Here is a 17,550-nt window from a genome sequence, read left to right on the forward strand (position 1 = left end):
GGCCGGTTCGCGTGAAGAAAACGCGTCAAAAAAAGTTACGCCCCTTGCTGGCGGGCGCGGGAGGCGTGCGACTGCAGGGCCCGGATTCGCTCGGCCAGCGTGCCGCCGCCTTCGGAAGGCGTGGTGGCGGCGGTGTCGTTGGCCGGCTTGGCCGGGGGCCTGGGTGCCGCCGGTTCCGCGGCCAGCATGGCCTCGATCGCCGAATTCGGCCCCTCCAGCTGGATCGCCAGTTTGGCCACCTCGGCGGCGATGTCGTTGATGCGTTCGCGCAGCAGCGCGTTCTCCATCCGCTCGGTGGCCCAGGAGCTTTCGGCCTGCTGCTGGATCGCGTTGATGTCGCGCTGCAGCTTGGCGCGTTCGTCGCGCGCGACACGAAGCTGTTCCTCGACCGCGGCCTTCTCACTGCGCAGCTTTTCGATCGCCGGCGAATTGCCGCCCTGGCTCAGGGCCGCGATCTCGACGCGCAATTCCTTGGTCGTGCGCTCGGCGACGTCGTTGGCCTGCTTGAGCTGGTTGTTCTCGAACTCGCGTTCGGCCAGCAGCTTGCCCTGGGTGGCGAGCCGCGCTTCGAGATCGCCAACGCGGTTGCCGAGCATTTCGGCTTCCTTGACCTGGATGATCAGCTGCCGGTCCAGATCGGTGACGCGCTGGCTCAGGTTTTCGACGCGGCTGCGGGCCTCGTTGAGTTCGCGCGTCGCGTTTTCGGATTCGCCGCGCTCCTGCGCGAGCCGGGCTTGCGTCGCCGCAAATTCCTTTTCGGCGTCGCCGACGCGGCCCTTCAACTCCTCGATCTGGGTGCGCACCGCGACCAGCTCGACCTGGCGGCTGTCCGCCACCATCGAACGGTCGGACAGTTCATGATTGATCTTGGCAAGTTCGCCCTGCTTGTCGGTCAGCGCCTTTTCGGCGCCGCGCAGCATCTCGGTCTTGGCCGAAAATTCCTCTTCGGTGGCGCGCAGCTGTTCCTTCACCGCCTTCTCGCGCGCCTCGAGCCCGAAGATCGTGGCGTTCTTCTCGCCAAGCTCGATCTTCATGCGGTTGATCGCGTCGGATTTCTTGCCGAGTTCGGCAAGCTGGCTGGTGGTCTTGTTCTTGAGCTGGTCGACGCTCATCTCGAGCCGGCGCGCCGACATCGCAAATTCCGCGCGCAGCTGGTCCTTGTCGGCCTGGATTTCAGCCATCGAGAGCGGGGTGGCCGCTTCCAGTCGCCGGGTCGTCAGCCGGACCGCGCGGTTATGCACCAGCGGCACGATCATCAGGCCAAACAGCATCGAGACCAGAAAACCGATCGCCAGATACATGATCGGTTCGATCATGGATGGTCACTCCCCGAGGGCGTAAAGAATTCGTTAATCACAATGCCATGGGGGACCGGCAAAAGGCCAGCCCAATGCCGCGTTAACCTGAATCGTGAAGATCAATGTGTGGGCATAGCGTTTTCGAGCGAAGTGGACCCCGGTTCGCGTAAAGAAAACGCGTCAAAACAAAAGCTGGAGCCCGGTTCTGATGCAATCAGAACCGATCAGGCTCCGCTGTTCAGGAAACCGTTGCTCAGGAAAAGGTCAGAACGGGTTCCAGGTCGCGCGCGGGGTAAATTTGAGATAGCCGATGTTGGCGCCGAGCCGCAGACCGATGCCGGAGCGGATCGGTACCAGCACGATGTTGTTGGCGGTGAGCGCGGTCATGCCGAAGCCGCCGACGATATAGGCCGAGCCGTCGATGCCGGCGAAGCGCTGATAGATCGCGTTGGTGGCGGGCAGATTATAGACCAGCGTCATGGTGCGGGCGCCGTCGCCGCCCCAGTCGAAGCCGACCGACGGACCTTGCCAGTAGACCCGCAGGTCGCCGGCGTTCTTGGTGTAGAGCGTGCCTTCGCCGTAGCGCAGGCCGGCGACGAAGGCGCCGGAGCCTTCCTCGCCGAGCACGTAACCGTTCGGCAGGCCCCATTGGCTGACCGCGCGCTCGATGATCGATGCCAGCCCGCGCGAGACGTTGCCGAAGAATTTGTGGCCGGCGTTGACCAGTTCGTCCGGCCCAAAGGTCGCCGGGCCCTGCGCGCGCTGCGGCGGCGCCTGCTGGACCGGAGCCTGCTGGTACGGCGCTTGCTGCACAGGAGCCTGCTGGTACGGCGCCTGTTGGCCCGGTGCCTGCAGCGGCGCCTGTTGCATCGGCCCCGACTGCTGCGCAGGTGCGGGCACAGTCCAGCACATCAGCGCGGCGAGCGTTACCGCGGCAAGGCGTGAGACGAAAATCATCAAAGAACCCCTGGTATCGAAATTCTGGCCGCAGCCTTAACCTGACGCCAACAAGCACGGCTCTAGGTTGCGCCCAGTGTCCCCTCGACTCGTATGTTATCGGTATCAACTATGACGGCACAACGGCAGGAAAGATATGCTTCGCGCCCCGGAATGGCCATTTTCGCCCTATGGGCAGGCATTTTCGGCGTTCTCTGCCTTGATTTCACCGCCCTTGCCGCGACCACCGAACGGGTGGTGGTCAATCGCTATTCCGGCCTTGCGATCGAGGGGTTTGATCCCGTCGCCTATTTCACCGATTCAGTGGCCGCCCAGGGCGTGGCGGATTTTGAGGCCGCCGAGGCCGGCGCCGTCTGGCGCTTTCGCAACGAGGGCAATCGCGCTTCCTTTGTCGCCCACCCCGACGTCTATGGCCCGCAGTTCGGCGGCTACGATCCGGTCGATCTCGGGCGAGGCGTTACCTATGCCGGTAACCCGCGCTTCTGGGTGGTCGCAGGCCAGCGGCTCTATCTGTTCGGTCGCGAGGAAAACCGCGATGCCTTCAAGGCCGATCCTTCGCGTTTCCTGAAAGACGCCGCCGCCCGCTGGCCTCGGCTCGAACAGGGTCTCGCGCAGTAGGATTCGGCGGGCTACCGACCCAAATACGAACGACGCTTGAAGTCAGAGGGAGGCCTCCGGATCGCCCCAGGCGATGAATTCCGGCACGATGAAGTCTTCGCGGCCAGCACCAAAATGCAGCGCGGCGCCGGTTGAATCCGTGATCTTGCCGCCGGCGGCTGTAACCACCGCATGGCCCGCGGCCACATCCCATTCGCAGGTCGGCGACAGGCGAGGATAGATATCGACCGCGCCTTCCGCCACCCGGCCGAATTTGACCGCCGAGCCGAGTTCGGCGCGCACGGCTCCGGGCCTTGCGGCAATAAAGGCTTCGGTGCGGTCGTCGCCATGCGAGCGGCTGACGGCCACGGTCCAGGCTTTTCCCCTGATCGGGCAGGGCCGCGTCCGGATCGGCTCGATCCGCGGCGCGCCGCCGTCAATAAGGGTCAACCGCTCGGCGCCCCGGCCGACGATGCCGCGCCAGATCAAGCCAAGCGCGGGCGCACTGACGATGCCGAGCAGCGGCACGCCGCCGGTCACCAGCGCCAGGTTGACGGTGAATTCGGCGCGGCCGGCGACGAATTCCTTGGTGCCGTCGAGCGGGTCGATCAGGAAGAAGCTGTCCTTGTAAGGCAGTTTCGCCAGATGCGTCCGTTCCTCGGACAATGACGGTATATTTGGCGCCAGCCGCGCCAGGCCTTCGCCGATGATGCGGTCGGCGGCGAGATCGGCTTCGGTGACCGGCGATCCGTCGGTCTTGCCATCGACCGTCATGGCGGCGCGGTTGACGGCAAGGATCGCGGCGCCGGCCCGGATCACCAGATCGGTCAGCGGCTCGATCAGGGCGCTAGCGGCCACATGATCGATAATGGCCGGAGTTGCCTCATTCATAAGCGGAGCTCATTTGCTGTTCGTGTTCCCTTGACCGGTGCCGCCCTGTGCTGGCAGCACGCGCCCGCGCAGTGTATCAAACCATCGAGCATGCGTGATTCGTAACTGTCCGCCGGCAGTCTTGCAGCGATTGGGGACTGCGCGGCCTTCCAGGAAAATCTGATGTCTGACACTCCCTCTCCCGGCGTCGCTCCTGACGCCCTCGAACTTGCGGCACTGCTGTGTTCGCGGGTCTGTCATGATCTCATCAGTCCGGTTGGCGCCATCGTCAATGGGCTGGAGGTCCTCGACGACAATCCCAAGCCCGAAGATCGTGAATTCGCGCTCGATCTGATTCGCAAGAGCGCCAAGACCGCCTCGGCCCGGTTGCAGTTCTGCCGGCTGGCGTTTGGCGCGGCTGGCTCGGCCGGCGCGCAGATCGATCTCGGCGACGCCCAGACCATGGCGCGCGGCCATATCGAGGACGGCAAGATCACCATCACCTGGAATTTGCCGCGGCTGCTCTTGCCCAAGAACCGCGTCAAGCTGCTCCTGAACATGCTGGTCATTGCGCAGCAGACCATTCCGCGCGGCGGTACGCTGACCATCGACCCGATCGGCGACGGCGAGACGATGAGCTTTCGCGTCACCTCGGCCGGCCTCAACGCCCGCGTGCCGCAAAACATCGCCGACCTCTTGAGTGCGAGTTCCAGCTCGGCCATCGATGCGCATGCGGTGCAGCCTTATTATACCCGGCTTTTGGCGCAGGCCTGCGGGCTCGCCGTGACGCTCGCGCTCGACGGCGACAAGGTGCTCGTTACCGCCGCCTGAGCGCCGCCACGCGGCGATTATGGTTAACCAGAGGTTGATATCGGGCGGCTGGATTCATTGCAGCCGTCTTATCTCTTTGTTGAGGCCGTTCTTTTCCATTTGCTCAACCAATATTAAACGCTTTGCATAGAAGCTGGCCAAGTTCCGTAAGGCACGTCGATGTCGCGTGCCGGTGCGTGCGAAGGCCGGTTTCATGGATGATTTGTTGCGGGAATTTTTGACCGAGACCAGCGAGAGCCTGGATACGGTCGACAATCAGTTGGTGCGGTTCGAGCAGGACCCGAACAACGCGAAGATTCTGGATAACATCTTTCGCCTGGTGCACACGATCAAGGGCACCTGCGGCTTCCTCGGCCTGCCGAGGCTGGAAGCGCTGGCCCATGCCGGCGAGACCCTGATGGGCAAATTCCGCGACGGTATGCCGGTCACCGCCGGCGCCGTGACGCTGATCCTGTCCTCGATCGATCGCATCAAGGAAATCCTCGCAGGTCTCGAAGCCACCGAGAACGAGCCGGAAGGCAGCGACGAGGACCTGATCGAGAAGCTGCATCTGTTGGCGGAAGGCGGGGCGCACGACGCGCACGCTGAGGCCGAAGCCGTCTCCGTGGAAGCGCCGGCGCCGGTCGTAGCCGCGCCCCCCATACAGCCCGCGAAGACACAAGAGATTGCCAAGGGCACGCTGGTCGAGCAGGTGCTGGAACGGCCCCTGCGTCCGGGCGAAGTCTCGCTCGACGATCTCGAGCGCGCCTTCCGCGAGACCGAGATCGAAGTCGTACCCGCGCCCGCAACTGCTCCCAAGGCAGTAGCTCTCGCGGCGGTGCCGGAAGCCGCCCCTGCGCCGCAGGCGGCAAAAGAAGTAAAGGCAAAGCCGGCCCGCAAGGCGGCTGCCGCCGCCGATGTCGGCGACGTCCAGGAAGCCGACAAGATCGCCAACCAGTCGATCCGCGTCAACGTGGACACGCTGGAACATTTGATGACCATGGTCTCCGAGCTGGTGCTGACCCGCAACCAGCTCTTGGAGATCTCCCGCCGCAACGAGGACACCGAGTTCAAGGTGCCGCTGCAGCGCCTCTCCAACGTCACCGCCGAACTGCAGGAAGGCGTCATGAAGACGCGGATGCAGCCGATCGGCAATGCCTGGCAGAAGCTGCCAAGGATCGTCCGCGACCTCTCCGGCGAACTCGGCAAGCAGATTGAACTGGAGATGCACGGCGCCGACACCGAGCTCGACCGCCAGGTGCTCGACCTGATCAAGGACCCGCTCACCCATATGGTGCGCAACTCCGCCGATCATGGCCTCGAGACCCCGGCCGAGCGGGCCGCCTCCGGCAAGCCCGAGCAGGGCACCATTCGCCTCTCCGCCTATCACGAAGGCGGCCACATCATCATCTGCATCGCCGACAATGGCCGCGGGCTCAACACCGAGCGGATCAAGGCCAAGGCACTGCAGAACGGGCTCGTCTCCGAGGCTGAACTGGAGAAGATGACCGAAGCCCAGATCCACAAGTTCATCTTCGCGCCGGGCTTCTCCACCGCCGCCACCGTCACCTCGGTCTCCGGCCGCGGCGTCGGCATGGACGTGGTGCGCACCAATATCGACCAGATCGGCGGCACCATCGACATCAAGTCGGTGGCCGGCGAGGGCTCTTCCGTCACCATCAAGATCCCGCTGACGCTGGCCATCGTCTCGGCCCTGATCGTGGAAGCCGGCGGCGACCGCTTTGCGATACCCCAATTGTCTGTGGTCGAGCTGGTCCGCGCCCGCGCCAACTCCGAACACCGCATCGAGCGCATCAAGGACACCGCGGTCTTAAGGCTGCGCAACAAGCTGCTGCCGCTGATGCACCTGAAGAAGCTGCTCAAGATCGACGACGGCTCCTCCTCCGACCCCGAGAACGGTTTTATCGTGGTCACGCAAGTCGGCAGCCAGACCTTTGGCATCGTGGTCGACGGCGTGTTCCACACCGAAGAAATCGTGGTCAAGCCGATGTCCACAAAACTGCGTCACATCGACATGTTCTCCGGCAACACCATTTTGGGCGATGGCGCCGTGATCATGATCATCGACCCCAACGGCTTTGCCAAGGCGCTCGGCGCCGCCGGCTCCTCCGCCCAGGGGATGGCGGACGAGAACGCGGCGGCCCATGCCAACACCGGCGAACAGCTGACCTCGCTGCTGGTGTTCCGCGCCGGTTCGAGCCAGCCCAAGGCGGTGCCGCTCGGCCTCGTTACCCGGCTGGAGGAGATCGCCACCGACAAGATCGAACTCTCTAACGGCCGCTACATGGTGCAGTACCGCGAGCAGCTGATGCCGCTGGTGCAGATGAACGGGGTCAACGTCCAGACCTCGGGCGCCCAGCCGATCCTGGTGTTCGCCGACGACGGCCGCTCGATGGGGCTGGTGGTCGACGAGATCATCGACATCGTCGAGGAGCGGCTGCACATCGAAGTCGCCGGCTCCAGTGAGGGCATTCTGGGTTCGGCCGTGATCAAGGGCCAGGCCACCGAAGTGATCGACGTCGGCCATTTCTTGCCCATGGCGTTTGCCGACTGGTTCTCGCGCAAGGAGATGCGCCCCTCGGTATCGGCGCAATCGGTGCTCTTGGTCGACGACTCAGCCTTCTTCCGCAACATGCTGGCGCCGGTGCTCAAAGCCGCCGGCTACCGGGTGCGGGTTGCCCCCAATGCGCAGGAAGGCCTCACCGCGCTGCGCTCGGGCCAGACTTTTGATGTGGTGCTGACCGACATCGAGATGCCCGACATGAACGGGTTCGAGTTTGCCGAGACGATCCGGGCCGACCAGCACTTAAGCGCAATGCCGATCATCGCGCTGTCCTCGATGGTCTCTCCGGCGGCGATCGAGCGCGGGCGGCAGGCCGGCTTCCACGATTACGTCGCCAAGTTCGACCGTCCGGGCCTGATCGCGGCGCTGAAGGAACAGACCGCTGGCGAGACCAGGCGCGCGGCATAAGGCTAAAGGCAAGACATCATGACAACCAAGACCGACACCATCGAGGGCACCGTGGTCGAATACGTCACCGCCGTGATCGGCGGGCAGCTGTTCGGCTTGCCGATCTCCCGCGTCCAGGACGTGTTCATGCCGGAACGGCTGACCCGCGTTCCCCTGTCCTCGGCCGAGATCGCCGGCGTGCTCAATCTGCGCGGCCGCATCGTCACGGTCGTCGACATGCGCGCCCGGCTCGGGCTGCCCAAAAACGACGACGGCAAGCCGCCGATGGCGGTCGGCGTCGACCTGCGCGGCGAGTCCTACGGCCTCTTGATCGACCAGATCGGCGAGGTGCTCCGGCTGCCCGACGACAGCCGCGAGGAAAACCCCGTCAATCTCGACCCCCGCATGGCCAAGCTCGCCGGCGGCGTCCACCGCCTCGACGGCCAGCTCATGGTCGTCCTCGATGTCGATCGCGTCCTCGAAATCGTGCCGGATCTGATGGCGGCATAAGAAGCAGAAGCAAAGCGAAAGCGTACATAACACTTGGAAACGTCCCTTCGGGGAATGGAAGTAGAGGCCGAAAATGAGAACATGTCTCGTCGTCGATGACTCCAGCGTCATTCGCAAGGTCGCACGCCGTATCCTGGAAGGTCTTGATTTCCAGATCATCGAAGCCGAGGACGGCGCGAAAGCGCTGGACGCCTGCAAGCGCGCCATGCCCGAGGCGGTCCTGCTCGACTGGAACATGCCCGTGATGGACGGTTATGAATTCCTCGGCAATCTGCGCCGCATGCCCGGCGGCGATGCGCCCAAGGTGGTGTTCTGCACCACCGAAAACGACGTCGCGCACATCGCACGTGCGCTGCATGCCGGCGCCAACGAATACATCATGAAGCCGTTCGACAAGGACATCGTCACCGCGAAGTTCCAGGAAGTCGGCCTGATCTAAGTAGCGATCCGGCGGCTCAACGGCCCTCGGCTTTTCCTTGTTAAGTGTGCCGTTCGAGTCGTTCCTGGTGAAGTAATGAGTACTGCGTTGACAAGTGCCCCGGCCCCGACTTCGACACGGCAGGACAAGCTGCGTGTTATGGTGGTCGACGACAGCGTCGTCATCCGCGGGATGATCTCACGCTGGATCGGAGCTGAGCCGGATATGGAGGTCGTCGCCTCCCTGCGCACCGGCCTCGACGCCGTCAACCAGCTCGAACGCATCAATCCCGACGTCGCCGTGCTCGATATCGAAATGCCGGAGCTCGACGGCATTTCCGCGCTGCCTAAACTGCTGGCGAAGAAACGCGATCTCATCATCATCATGGCCTCGACGCTGACTCGCCGCAATGCGGAGATCAGCTTCAAGGCGCTGTCACTTGGCGCCTCCGACTACATTCCAAAGCCCGAAAGCACGCGCGAGGCTTCCGCAGCCGAAACTTTTCGTCACGATCTGATCCAGAAGATCCGTCACCTTGGCGCCAAGATCCGCCGCAGTGCGCATGCACACGCGCCGGCGAGTCCGCCGCTGGCGCCGGCTCACCACGACAAGCCGCGCGAAACCGCAGCCCGCGCGCCGTTGGCTTCGCCGGCACCGGCCGCACATCCGGCGCCGACACGCCGCCCGTTCAGCATGCTGGCGCCGCGCGTGCTCCTGATCGGTTCGTCGACCGGTGGTCCGCAGGCGCTGATGTCGCTGGTCACCGAAATCGGGCCGGTGATCGACCGTTTTCCGGTTCTGATCACGCAGCACATGCCGCCGACTTTCACCACGATTCTCGCCGAACATCTGGCGCGTTCGAGCCGGCGGCCGGCGCATGAGGCGGTCGATGGCGAAATCGTCAAGGCCGGCCAGATCTATCTCGCGCCGGGCGGCCGCCATATGCGGGTCGTGCGCCATGGCGCAGAGGCGGCGATCGCGCTCGACGACGGACCACCGGTGAATTTCTGCAAGCCTGCGGTCGATCCGCTGTTCACCTCCGCGATCGATGTCTGGCAGGGCGGCATCATGTCCGTGATCCTGACCGGCATGGGCTCCGACGGCATGCGCGGCGGCAAGGATATTGTCGCGGCCGGCGGCAGCGTGATTGCCCAGGACGAGGCGACGAGTGTGGTGTGGGGCATGCCGGGTGCGGCCGCGAATGCCGGCATTTGCGCCGCGATATTGCCGCTTAATCAGATCGCGCCGAAACTGGTTCGGTTGTTTTCGGGAGATCGTTCGTGACGCCTCAGGACTATGAGTATCTGCGTAAGCTTCTGAAAGAGCGTTCCGGGCTGGACCTGTCCGCCGACAAGCAATATCTGGTCGAGAGCCGTCTAGTGCCGCTGGCGCGCAAGGCGAGCCTTGCCGGTATCCCCGAGCTCGTTCAGAAGATGAAGGTCGGCGCCGAGGCACTGACCGCCGAGGTGGTCGAAGCGATGACCACCAACGAGACCTTCTTCTTCCGCGACAAGCTTCCGTTCGATCATCTGAAAGAGGCGGTTCTCCCGGCGCTGGCGCAGGCGCGCGCGGCGCGTCGTTCCCTGCGCATCTGGTGCGCGGCTTCCTCCACCGGGCAGGAGCCGTATTCGATTGCGATGTGCCTGAAGGAGGCCGGCGCCATGCTGGCGGGCTGGCGCACCGAGATCGTTGCGACCGACCTTTCGCTGGCCGTGCTGGAAAAATCCAAGGCCGGCATCTTCAGCCAGTTCGAGGTGCAGCGCGGCCTGCCGATCCAGATGCTGGTGAAATATTTCACGCAGAATGGCGAGCTGTGGCAGCTCAACGCCGACATCCGCAGCATGGTGCAGCACCGTCAGTTGAACCTGTTGCAGGATTTTTCTCACCTCGGCACGTTCGACGTGATCTTCTGCCGCAACGTCCTGATCTATTTCGACCAGGACACCAAAGCCAAGATCTTCGAACGCATCTCGCGGATGCTGGAGCCCGATGGCGTGCTGGCTCTGGGGGCTGCCGAATCCGTGGTCGGAATCACCAACGCCTTCAAGCCCTATCCGGATCGCCGCGGGCTCTATCGTCCAAATGCCGCACCAACTATTGTGCGCCCCGGGGTAGCGACCCTGGTGCCGCAGGCGCCAAGGTCGGTGGCGTCGGCACGCTGATCTGTCGGTCTATCGACATCAGTTAGAGGATCGCGTGCGGTACGAACCGTGACGTGTTGCCGGTGATCGGATTTTCGTCCTCGCGGATCGATAGTCCGCACGGTGTGTGATCGATCAGCCAGCTTCCGAGCACCGGATATTGTTCGGAAAAGCTCGGCAGGGACGCGAAACCCTGCAGGATGAAGCCTTCCGCCCCATATGGGCCTTGCTGTTCCATCAGTGTCGAGCCGGCGCTGACGAGCGTCACATTTGCGCCTTCGCGCGAATACAGCGGCTTGCGCACGAACGAGGAGCCGAGCATCGTCGCCTTCGGATCGTCCTCGAAATAGGCCGGCAGCAAATTGGGGTGTTTTGGAAACATCTCCCAGAGCAGCGGAAGAATGCCCTTGTTGGACAGGATCGCTTTCCACGGCGGCTCGATCCAGCGCGTCGGGGCGCTCGACAGATTTGCGCCGAACGTGTCTTGAAACATCCATTCCCAGGGGTAGAGCTTGAACGCAAGCTCAATGCCGCGATCGTCGAGATCGACGAACCGGCCATCGCCCCCGAGGCCGACGTCCTTGATGTCCATCAGCGTGGTCTTCAATCCGGCCTGACTCGCGGTGTCCTGCAGATAGGCCAGCGTGCCGGCGTCCTCGGCATTGTCGGTCATCCCGGCCAGATGCAGGTGCTTTGCGCTGCCGTGTTTTTTCCAGGCGTCGATCAGCCGCTCATGGATCGAGTTGAACTGGTCGGCGCGCTTCGGGATGATGCTGCGTTCGATCGCCTGTTCGAGCCAGGTCCACTGAAAAACCGCCGCTTCGAAAATCGAGGTCGGCGTATCCGCGTTGTACTCCAGCAGTTTCGCCGGGCTCCAGCCGTCGTAGCTCAGGTCCAACCGGCCATAGAGGCTGGCGTCGCGGCGGCGCCAGCTCTCCGACAGCAGCGGCCAGAAGGCTTCGGGTATTTTCAGCCGGCGCAGGTATTTTTCGTCGTTGATCGCGCGGCCGACCACCTCGAGGCACATCGCCTCGATCTCGCCGGTGGGCGCCTCAATCCGCCGTTCGATCTCGTTCAGAGTGAATGCGTAATAGGCCCGTTCGTCCCAATAGCGCTCGCCGCCGATCGTGTGAAAAGTGAATCCGGCGCTTTCGGCGGTGGCACGCCAGTCGTCGCGTTCGGGGCAGGGGATGCGCTCCATGACATTCAGCCGCCCGAGAAGCCGACGGCATGCCCGAACGATCCGAAGCCGCCGCGCTGCGCGCTGTGCGAGCCGGAATCGGACGTGCTGGAGCCCGAATAGTTCGAGGAGGAATTGCTCGAACCCGAAGAACTCGACGAGGAGCCGCCGGAGTAATAGCTGCTGCGTGAGGAGCTTCCGCCGCCACCCGAACTGCTGGATGAAGATCCGCGCTGCTGGCATTCGGCGGCACTGCTTTGCAGCAGCGACGGCTGCGCTGTGTTCGGCGACGGTTCGCATTTTCTGCTGGGCATCAACGTGTAGGCGGCACTGCCAACCGCGAGCGTGCCCATCAGAAACAACGCGACGTGGCCGGAACGCTTTGCCGGCGGGCCCGACGACTGCGGCACAGGCGGTACTGACGGTTTTCGCGTCCCGAATTCGCTTGTGCGTTTGGGGGGCTTGTTCGCCATGGTCAGTAGATCATGCTGGCAGCGTTGAGTGCGCCCGCGGCCAGCGAGGCTAGACCAAGCCAGATGGCGGCGGCAAGTTCGCCGCCCGCGATGCGCTGCGACAGGTTCGGCACCGGTATCTTGACGAGGTAAAAGACGATGATCTGCACGATCAGGGCGACGACAGCCCAGATCAGGCAATCCCAGACATTGGCGGAATGGGCGATGGCGCTGACCAAGGGCAGCGCGAAGCCGAGCAGGCTGAGCCCCAACGCGATCGCCGCTGCCGGATTATTGTCGCGGATCAGCAGGAACTCGTCATGCGGCGTGACACGGGTATAGACGAAGAGGTAGGCGGCCACGGCGACAAGCGCCGTGCAGAAATAGACCAGAAACGCCGGTAGCCCGGCGAGGGATTGCAAGATCATTATGACGCCCCGACTCGATCGGTCCCCACGTTCGCACGATCCATTGGTCGGCGCATCGGAGAGGTCGGTTCAATCCCAAGCAAAAACCCCGCCGTTTCAGGCGGGGTTCGCAAATCGGCCTTGATGCAGCCGGCTATTCCTTGACCTCGATCTTGCCCTTCATCGCCGGGTGCAGGCCGCAGATGTAATCGTAGATTCCGGCATCGGCGAGGGTCAGCTGGGTGGTCTGGCCTTTCAGCGCGATGGACGAGCGCTGCGCTTTGGCACCGGTGATTGTGACCTGGTGCGGCGAGGAATCGGTGTTGTGCCAGGTGATGGTCTGGCCCTTGTTGACGACGACGGTCTCCGGTCCGAATTTGAAGTCGGAGATCGAGACGACGCCGGGGCCCAGCGTGGGCTTTGCCATGGCGCCTTCTGGCGTGCCCTTCAGGCCCGCCAATGAGATAACAAAATCCTGCCCGGCATGTGGCTTGTGGCAGGCGAAGCAAGCCGTCAAATTGGCCTTGTCGTTGACCTTCCTGTCCGGCCCAAACGCCTGATACTCCCATTCGCCGTTCCGAATGTCGTCCTTGTACTCGGTACCCCAGCCGTCGCGCTTTTCCATCACGGTGTAGGCGATGAGGTCGCCCTTCTGGAAGCGGCCGTTGGCGTCCTTGAGAGGCTCGCCGGCCGCATCGAGCTGCGCCTTGTACTGAACCAGCGTCAGCACCGTGCCGCTCGGGATAGGCTGCCCCTTGCGCACGGCATCGACCGCCGCAGGCGTCGCATAGAGCTCGCGATACTGCTTGTTGTCGTAACGGCTGACGATGGAGTAGAGCGTGTCCTTGTCGAAATTCTCCGGGAAGGCGACCTTGTCGCCGCTGGCGAGCGCCGAATAGCCGATCAGCGCGCCCGATGCCGATCCGAGCGCAACCGCAGCAAGCAGCCTGACGTTTTTCATGACTTTCCCCTCGTTTGCGGACAATTCCGTCAGATACGAGACACCGCGAAGTGGGTTTCAATCCGGAGGAATCGAATTTGTCGCGTGGCAGCGGCCTGGAGCTTCGGTTCTGATGAATCAGAACCGAAGCTCTAGCCTCTTGTTTTGACGCGTTTTCTTCACGCGAACCGGCGTCCATCCCGCATTAAGTGCGGGACAGGCTTTCGCTCGAAAACGCTCTAAAAACAAAAACCCCGCCATTTGCGGCGGGGTCCAGTCGGGGAGGAGTGAGCCTTGCGGCTCGCCGTAAACCCTGGTCAGGCGGGAATGCGTTCTTCCTGCTCGTGCGGCTCGCGCAGCACGTAGCCGCGGCCCCACACGGTCTCGATGAAGTTGCGGCCTTCGGAAGCGTTGGCGAGCTTCTTGCGCAGCTTGCAGATGAAGACGTCGATGATCTTGAGCTCGGGCTCGTCCATGCCGCCATAGAGGTGGTTGAGGAACATTTCCTTGGTGAGCGTGGTGCCCTTGCGGAGCGAGAGCAGCTCCAGCATCTGGTATTCCTTGCCCGTCAGATGGACCCGCTGGCCACCGACCTCGACCGTCTTGGTGTCGAGATTGACGACGAGGTCGCCGGTCTGGATCACCGACTGGGCATGACCCTTGGAACGGCGCACGATCGCGTGGATGCGGGCGACCAGTTCGTCCTTGTGGAAGGGCTTGGTCATGTAGTCGTCGGCGCCAACGCCGAGACCCTTGACCTTGTCCTCGATGCCGGCGAGGCCGGAGAGGATCAGAATGGGGGTCTTGATCTTCGACACCCGAAGCTGCTTGAGCACGTCATAACCGGACATGTCGGGCAAATTGAGGTCGAGAAGGATAATGTCGTAATCGTAAAGCTTACCGAGATCGACGCCTTCTTCTCCGAGATCCGTCGTATAGACGTTGAAACTCTCGGATTTAAGCATCAACTCGATCGACTGCGCGACGGCGCTGTCATCTTCTATCAGCAAAACGCGCATGCCAGTCCCCTATAGTCGCCGCTCCGGGCGTCAGGTCGGCCGCACTTGCGGCACTCAAAACGCCTTTGAACAACTGATTCGGATCCTGACGACATATGGTTAACAAATACTGATTCGTGTTCGCAAGCTCTAACCGTGCAATTTTTGTCGAATCGCCGTAAGATATTGCGTCGAAGCAGCTTTTCCTTACCGTTCTCGTTCAAGTTCCACATTAAGAGACGGGCCTAACCGACTCCCGCGACTCATCCTTCTTCTGATGGACGAGCGCTCTCAGTCACCAAAGACAGTGACGCAATGATTAACGATGCGGGTAAACACGAGGTTAAGCGCCCCTTTCAAACACGCGGAAACTTAAGGTTTTCGCAATGAAGGCGCTCGCGGAACAGATCGGCGACGTCGATGGCGTCAATATATATGGCCGTGTGATCGGCGTGCGCGGGCTGATGGTCGAGATCGCGGGGCCGATCCATGCGATGTCGGTCGGCGCCCGGATCGTGATCGAGACCGGCGGCAGTTTCATTCCGGCAGAGGTGATCGGCTTCTCCGGGAACAATGCGGTGGTGATGCCGTTCGCCGGCCTCGAGGGCGTCAGGCGCGGCTGCCGCGCCGTGATCGCCAATGCCGCGGGGCAGGTGCGGCCCTCGCCATTCTGGCTCGGCCGCGTGCTCAACGCGATGGGGGAACCGATCGACGGCAAGGGGCCGCTGACGCAGGGGCCATCGCCGATGCCCTATCGGAACTCGCCGCCGCCAGCGCATTCGCGCCAGCGGGTCGGCGCCCCCCTCGATCTTGGCGTGCGCGCCTTGAATACCTTCCTGACCTGCTGCCGCGGCCAGCGGCTCGGCATCTTCGCCGGATCCGGCGTCGGCAAATCGGTGCTGCTGTCGATGCTGGCGCGTAATGTCGATGCCGATATCACGGTCATCGGCCTGATCGGTGAACGCGGCCGCGAGGTGCAGGAGTTTCTGCAGGACGACCTCGGCGACGAGGGCCTGGCGCGTTCGGTCGTGGTGGTGGCGACCTCCGATGAGCCGGCCTTGATGCGCCGGCAGGCGGCCTATCTGACGCTCGCGATCTCCGAGTATTTTCGCGATGAAGGCAAGGACGTGCTGTGCCTGATGGATTCGGTGACGCGCTTTGCGATGGCGCAGCGCGAGATCGGGCTGTCAGCGGGCGAGCCACCGACCGCCAAAGGCTACACGCCGACGGTGTTCACTGAACTACCGAAGCTTCTGGAGCGGGCAGGGCCGGGCATCAGCGCCGGCACCATCACCGGCATTTTCACCGTGCTGGTCGATGGCGACGATCATAACGAACCGATTGCGGACGCGGTGCGCGGCATTCTCGACGGCCACGTCGTGATGCAGCGATCGATTGCCGAGCGCGGGCGTTTTCCCGCGATCAACGTCCTCAAATCGGTCTCCCGCACCATGCCGAAATCGGCCGATCCGGCTTATCTGCCCGTGATCATGCGGGGCCGTCAGGTGATGGCGACCTACGCCGATATGGAGGAACTGATCCGGCTCGGCGCGTACCGGGCGGGGTCGAGCCCGGAGGTCGACGAGGCGATCCGGCTGCACGAGCCGCTGGAAGGGTTCCTGCGGCAGGGCAAGGGCGAAAAAGCAAGCCTCGCCGACGGCTACCAGCAATTGGCGCAGATACTGACTAGTTTGGAAACGGAACGCTAACTTTGTCAGGCCATCATCCCCGTCACATGAATAGTCTTGCTGGCGGGGCCCCCGGGGGAAGCCGGCTTTGTCCCGCGTTAAGATTGGGACTTCTGGGGAGTATGAGTCGATGAAGTCACGTGAAACGCTGATCCGCCTGAAGAAATTTCAGGTCGATGAGAAGCGCCGAAGGGTCACCCAGATCGAAGGCATGATCGCTGATTTCCAGCGCATGTCGGTCGATCTCGAGCGCGAAATCCAGACCGAGCAGGACCGGGCAGGGATCCAGGATCCGACCCATTTCGCCTATCCGACCTATGCCAAGGCGGCGATCCAGCGGCGCGAGAACCTGACCCGCTCGGCCGACGAACTGCGCATCCAGTTGGAAGATGCCAAGGCTCTGCTTGGGGAAGCCTTCGAGGAGCTCAAGAAGGTCGAACTCTTGGACGAGCGTGACCAGGCGCGCGAACGCGCCGAGGAGAACGCCCGCGAGCAGGCCGACATGGACTCCATCGGTCTGATGCGCGCCCGCCTCGGCGCCATCGCCTGACGCCTTACCTTCTCTCATCCGATCAATCGACAACCCGGGCCGCAAGGTCCGGGTTTTTCTTTGATAATGTCCACAGACAGGCGTCTTGGTGGCTGGTTTGCTGCAAGGTATGCTAGGAGGGTTCTCGATGCTCCCGGCGTAAAGCGCGATGGGGGATCGCGATTTGGGGGACACTGAATGCTGACGCCAGCAGAGCTGGTCTGGCTGATTGCCGCTGTTGCGAAGGGGGATGAAGCCGCTTTCGAGCGGCTTTACGCCGCCACGCGCGCGAAACTCTTCGGTGTCGTCCTCCGTATCTTGCGCCGACAGGATCTCGCCGAGGAGGTCATTCAGGAGGCTTACGTCAAGATCTGGAACAGCGCCGGACAATTCAATCCGGCGCTCGCTTCACCGATAACGTGGATGGCGGCGATCGCGCGCAACCGGGCGATCGACGTCGTGCGCAAGAAGACCGAGGCCTCGATCGAGGAGGAGCCGACCGCGATGGAAGTGGCTGCCGATTCACCCGATCCGCTGGCGCGGCGCGAGATGACGGAAGAGTTGAAGCGGCTGCTGGAATGCGTCGGCCGTCTCGAGCCCGACCGGCAGAAGCTGGTGCTGCTGGCCTATTACAACGGCTGGAGCCGCGAGCAGCTGGCCGCCAAGTTTGAGACGCCGGTGAATACGGTGAAGACGTGGCTGCGCCGCAGCATGATGGATATCCGGGAATGTCTCGGGCTTTGAGTTTTGGAATGAGCTATTTGGAAGGTGTTCTGGACGTTAG

General features: G+C 63.0%; 18 protein-coding genes. 10 read left to right on the forward strand and 8 right to left on the reverse strand.

Annotated features, from left to right (window positions below; genetic code table 11):
* Positions 1–35: 35 nt before the first annotated feature.
* Together ABIE49_RS27935 and ABIE49_RS27940 are read right to left on the reverse strand one after the other, a co-directional pair.
* On the reverse strand, positions 36–1,316 hold the full coding sequence (locus ABIE49_RS27935) for a coiled-coil domain-containing protein (RefSeq protein WP_192736564.1): 1,281 nt from the start codon (positions 1,314–1,316) through the stop codon (positions 36–38).
* Between the two features lie 246 nt (positions 1,317–1,562).
* Positions 1,563–2,255: an EipA family protein gene (locus ABIE49_RS27940; protein WP_192736563.1), complete on the reverse strand. Its 693-nt coding sequence runs from the start codon at positions 2,253–2,255 to the stop codon at positions 1,563–1,565.
* A 153-nt stretch (positions 2,256–2,408) separates the two neighbouring features.
* Between ABIE49_RS27940 and ABIE49_RS27945 the strand changes: the two genes are divergently transcribed.
* Positions 2,409–2,873, forward strand: coding sequence for a YHS domain-containing (seleno)protein (locus tag ABIE49_RS27945; protein WP_354067006.1), 465 nt, complete (start codon positions 2,409–2,411; stop codon positions 2,871–2,873).
* A gap of 42 nt (positions 2,874–2,915) precedes the next feature.
* On the opposite strand, the gene ABIE49_RS27950 is transcribed toward ABIE49_RS27945, so the two are convergent.
* Entirely contained in the window at positions 2,916–3,743 is an 828-nt protein-coding gene (locus ABIE49_RS27950) for a 3'(2'),5'-bisphosphate nucleotidase CysQ family protein (RefSeq protein ID WP_192736561.1), read from the reverse strand.
* Positions 3,744–3,905: 162 nt separating this feature from the next.
* Between ABIE49_RS27950 and chpT the strand changes: the two genes are divergently transcribed.
* The 6 genes from chpT (at position 3,906) to ABIE49_RS27980 (ending at position 10,593) form a co-directional block, all read left to right on the forward strand.
* On the forward strand, positions 3,906–4,553 hold the full coding sequence (chpT, locus tag ABIE49_RS27955) for a histidine phosphotransferase ChpT (RefSeq protein ID WP_192736560.1): 648 nt from the start codon (positions 3,906–3,908) through the stop codon (positions 4,551–4,553).
* A gap of 193 nt (positions 4,554–4,746) precedes the next feature.
* Positions 4,747–7,524 carry a hybrid sensor histidine kinase/response regulator gene (locus ABIE49_RS27960; RefSeq protein ID WP_354067007.1) on the forward strand — a complete coding sequence of 926 codons (2,778 nt, stop codon included), beginning with the start codon at positions 4,747–4,749 and terminating at the stop codon, positions 7,522–7,524.
* A gap of 18 nt (positions 7,525–7,542) precedes the next feature.
* Positions 7,543–8,013 carry a chemotaxis protein CheW gene (locus tag ABIE49_RS27965; RefSeq protein WP_192739880.1) on the forward strand — a complete coding sequence of 157 codons (471 nt, stop codon included), beginning with the start codon at positions 7,543–7,545 and terminating at the stop codon, positions 8,011–8,013.
* Positions 8,014–8,086: 73 nt separating this feature from the next.
* Positions 8,087–8,452, forward strand: a complete 366-nt coding sequence (locus tag ABIE49_RS27970) for a response regulator (RefSeq protein ID WP_192739881.1) — start codon at positions 8,087–8,089, stop codon at positions 8,450–8,452.
* A gap of 75 nt (positions 8,453–8,527) precedes the next feature.
* Positions 8,528–9,715, forward strand: coding sequence for a protein-glutamate methylesterase/protein-glutamine glutaminase (locus ABIE49_RS27975; RefSeq protein WP_192739882.1), 1,188 nt, complete (start codon positions 8,528–8,530; stop codon positions 9,713–9,715).
* A complete protein-coding gene (locus tag ABIE49_RS27980; RefSeq protein ID WP_192739883.1) occupies positions 9,712–10,593 on the forward strand; it encodes a CheR family methyltransferase in 882 nt (293 codons plus the stop codon). The genes ABIE49_RS27975 and ABIE49_RS27980 overlap by 4 nt, the downstream gene beginning before the upstream one ends.
* Positions 10,594–10,615: 22 nt before the next feature.
* Here the strand turns inward: ABIE49_RS27980 and ABIE49_RS27985 are convergent, their stop codons facing one another.
* The 5 genes from ABIE49_RS27985 to ctrA form a co-directional block, all read right to left on the reverse strand.
* Positions 10,616–11,773: a glutathionylspermidine synthase family protein gene (locus ABIE49_RS27985; RefSeq protein WP_192739884.1), complete on the reverse strand. Its 1,158-nt coding sequence runs from the start codon at positions 11,771–11,773 to the stop codon at positions 10,616–10,618.
* A gap of 5 nt (positions 11,774–11,778) precedes the next feature.
* Positions 11,779–12,225 (reverse strand): hypothetical protein, encoded by a 447-nt coding sequence (locus ABIE49_RS27990; protein ID WP_192739885.1) that lies wholly within the window; start codon positions 12,223–12,225, stop codon positions 11,779–11,781.
* 2 nt (positions 12,226–12,227) lie between these two features.
* Complete coding sequence (locus tag ABIE49_RS27995; protein ID WP_192739886.1) at positions 12,228–12,632, reverse strand: DUF350 domain-containing protein; 405 nt, start codon at positions 12,630–12,632, stop codon at positions 12,228–12,230.
* A gap of 133 nt (positions 12,633–12,765) precedes the next feature.
* Entirely contained in the window at positions 12,766–13,572 is an 807-nt protein-coding gene (locus ABIE49_RS28000) for a cytochrome P460 family protein (protein WP_192739887.1), read from the reverse strand.
* A 296-nt stretch (positions 13,573–13,868) separates the two neighbouring features.
* On the reverse strand, positions 13,869–14,570 hold the full coding sequence (gene ctrA, locus ABIE49_RS28005) for a response regulator transcription factor CtrA (protein WP_015688285.1): 702 nt from the start codon (positions 14,568–14,570) through the stop codon (positions 13,869–13,871).
* Between the two features lie 365 nt (positions 14,571–14,935).
* Between ctrA and fliI the strand changes: the two genes are divergently transcribed.
* The 3 genes from fliI (at position 14,936) to ABIE49_RS28020 (ending at position 17,510) form a co-directional block, all read left to right on the forward strand.
* Complete coding sequence (gene fliI / locus ABIE49_RS28010; protein ID WP_192739888.1) at positions 14,936–16,258, forward strand: flagellar protein export ATPase FliI; 1,323 nt, start codon at positions 14,936–14,938, stop codon at positions 16,256–16,258.
* Positions 16,259–16,367: 109 nt separating this feature from the next.
* Positions 16,368–16,787 (forward strand): flagellar export protein FliJ, encoded by a 420-nt coding sequence (fliJ, locus tag ABIE49_RS28015; protein WP_192739889.1) that lies wholly within the window; start codon positions 16,368–16,370, stop codon positions 16,785–16,787.
* Positions 16,788–16,964: 177 nt separating this feature from the next.
* Positions 16,965–17,510 carry a sigma-70 family RNA polymerase sigma factor gene (locus ABIE49_RS28020; RefSeq protein ID WP_192739890.1) on the forward strand — a complete coding sequence of 182 codons (546 nt, stop codon included), beginning with the start codon at positions 16,965–16,967 and terminating at the stop codon, positions 17,508–17,510.
* Positions 17,511–17,550: the final 40 nt, after the last annotated feature.

The sequence above is a fragment of the Bradyrhizobium sp. OAE829 genome (assembly GCF_040546575.1).
GTDB lineage: Bacteria > Pseudomonadota > Alphaproteobacteria > Rhizobiales > Xanthobacteraceae > Bradyrhizobium.

Bases quoted from the DNA above. Each gene is read 5' to 3' on its own strand.
- ABIE49_RS27935 (WP_192736564.1), bottom strand. From the start codon at position 1,316: ATGATCGAACCGATCATGTATCTGGCGATCGGTTTTCTGGTCTCGATG.
- ABIE49_RS27940 (WP_192736563.1), bottom strand. From the start codon at position 2,255: ATGATTTTCGTCTCACGCCTTGCCGCGGTAACGCTCGCCGCGCTGATG.
- ABIE49_RS27945 (WP_354067006.1), top strand. From the start codon at position 2,409: ATGGCCATTTTCGCCCTATGGGCAGGCATTTTCGGCGTTCTCTGCCTT.
- ABIE49_RS27950 (WP_192736561.1), bottom strand. From the start codon at position 3,743: ATGAATGAGGCAACTCCGGCCATTATCGATCATGTGGCCGCTAGCGCC.
- chpT (WP_192736560.1), top strand. From the start codon at position 3,906: ATGTCTGACACTCCCTCTCCCGGCGTCGCTCCTGACGCCCTCGAACTT.
- ABIE49_RS27960 (WP_354067007.1), top strand. From the start codon at position 4,747: ATGGATGATTTGTTGCGGGAATTTTTGACCGAGACCAGCGAGAGCCTG.
- ABIE49_RS27965 (WP_192739880.1), top strand. From the start codon at position 7,543: ATGACAACCAAGACCGACACCATCGAGGGCACCGTGGTCGAATACGTC.
- ABIE49_RS27970 (WP_192739881.1), top strand. From the start codon at position 8,087: ATGAGAACATGTCTCGTCGTCGATGACTCCAGCGTCATTCGCAAGGTC.
- ABIE49_RS27975 (WP_192739882.1), top strand. From the start codon at position 8,528: ATGAGTACTGCGTTGACAAGTGCCCCGGCCCCGACTTCGACACGGCAG.
- ABIE49_RS27985 (WP_192739884.1), bottom strand. From the start codon at position 11,773: ATGGAGCGCATCCCCTGCCCCGAACGCGACGACTGGCGTGCCACCGCC.
- ABIE49_RS27990 (WP_192739885.1), bottom strand. From the start codon at position 12,225: ATGGCGAACAAGCCCCCCAAACGCACAAGCGAATTCGGGACGCGAAAA.
- ABIE49_RS27995 (WP_192739886.1), bottom strand. From the start codon at position 12,632: ATGATCTTGCAATCCCTCGCCGGGCTACCGGCGTTTCTGGTCTATTTC.
- ABIE49_RS28000 (WP_192739887.1), bottom strand. From the start codon at position 13,572: ATGAAAAACGTCAGGCTGCTTGCTGCGGTTGCGCTCGGATCGGCATCG.
- ctrA (WP_015688285.1), bottom strand. From the start codon at position 14,570: ATGCGCGTTTTGCTGATAGAAGATGACAGCGCCGTCGCGCAGTCGATC.
- fliI (WP_192739888.1), top strand. From the start codon at position 14,936: ATGAAGGCGCTCGCGGAACAGATCGGCGACGTCGATGGCGTCAATATA.
- fliJ (WP_192739889.1), top strand. From the start codon at position 16,368: ATGAAGTCACGTGAAACGCTGATCCGCCTGAAGAAATTTCAGGTCGAT.
- ABIE49_RS28020 (WP_192739890.1), top strand. From the start codon at position 16,965: ATGCTGACGCCAGCAGAGCTGGTCTGGCTGATTGCCGCTGTTGCGAAG.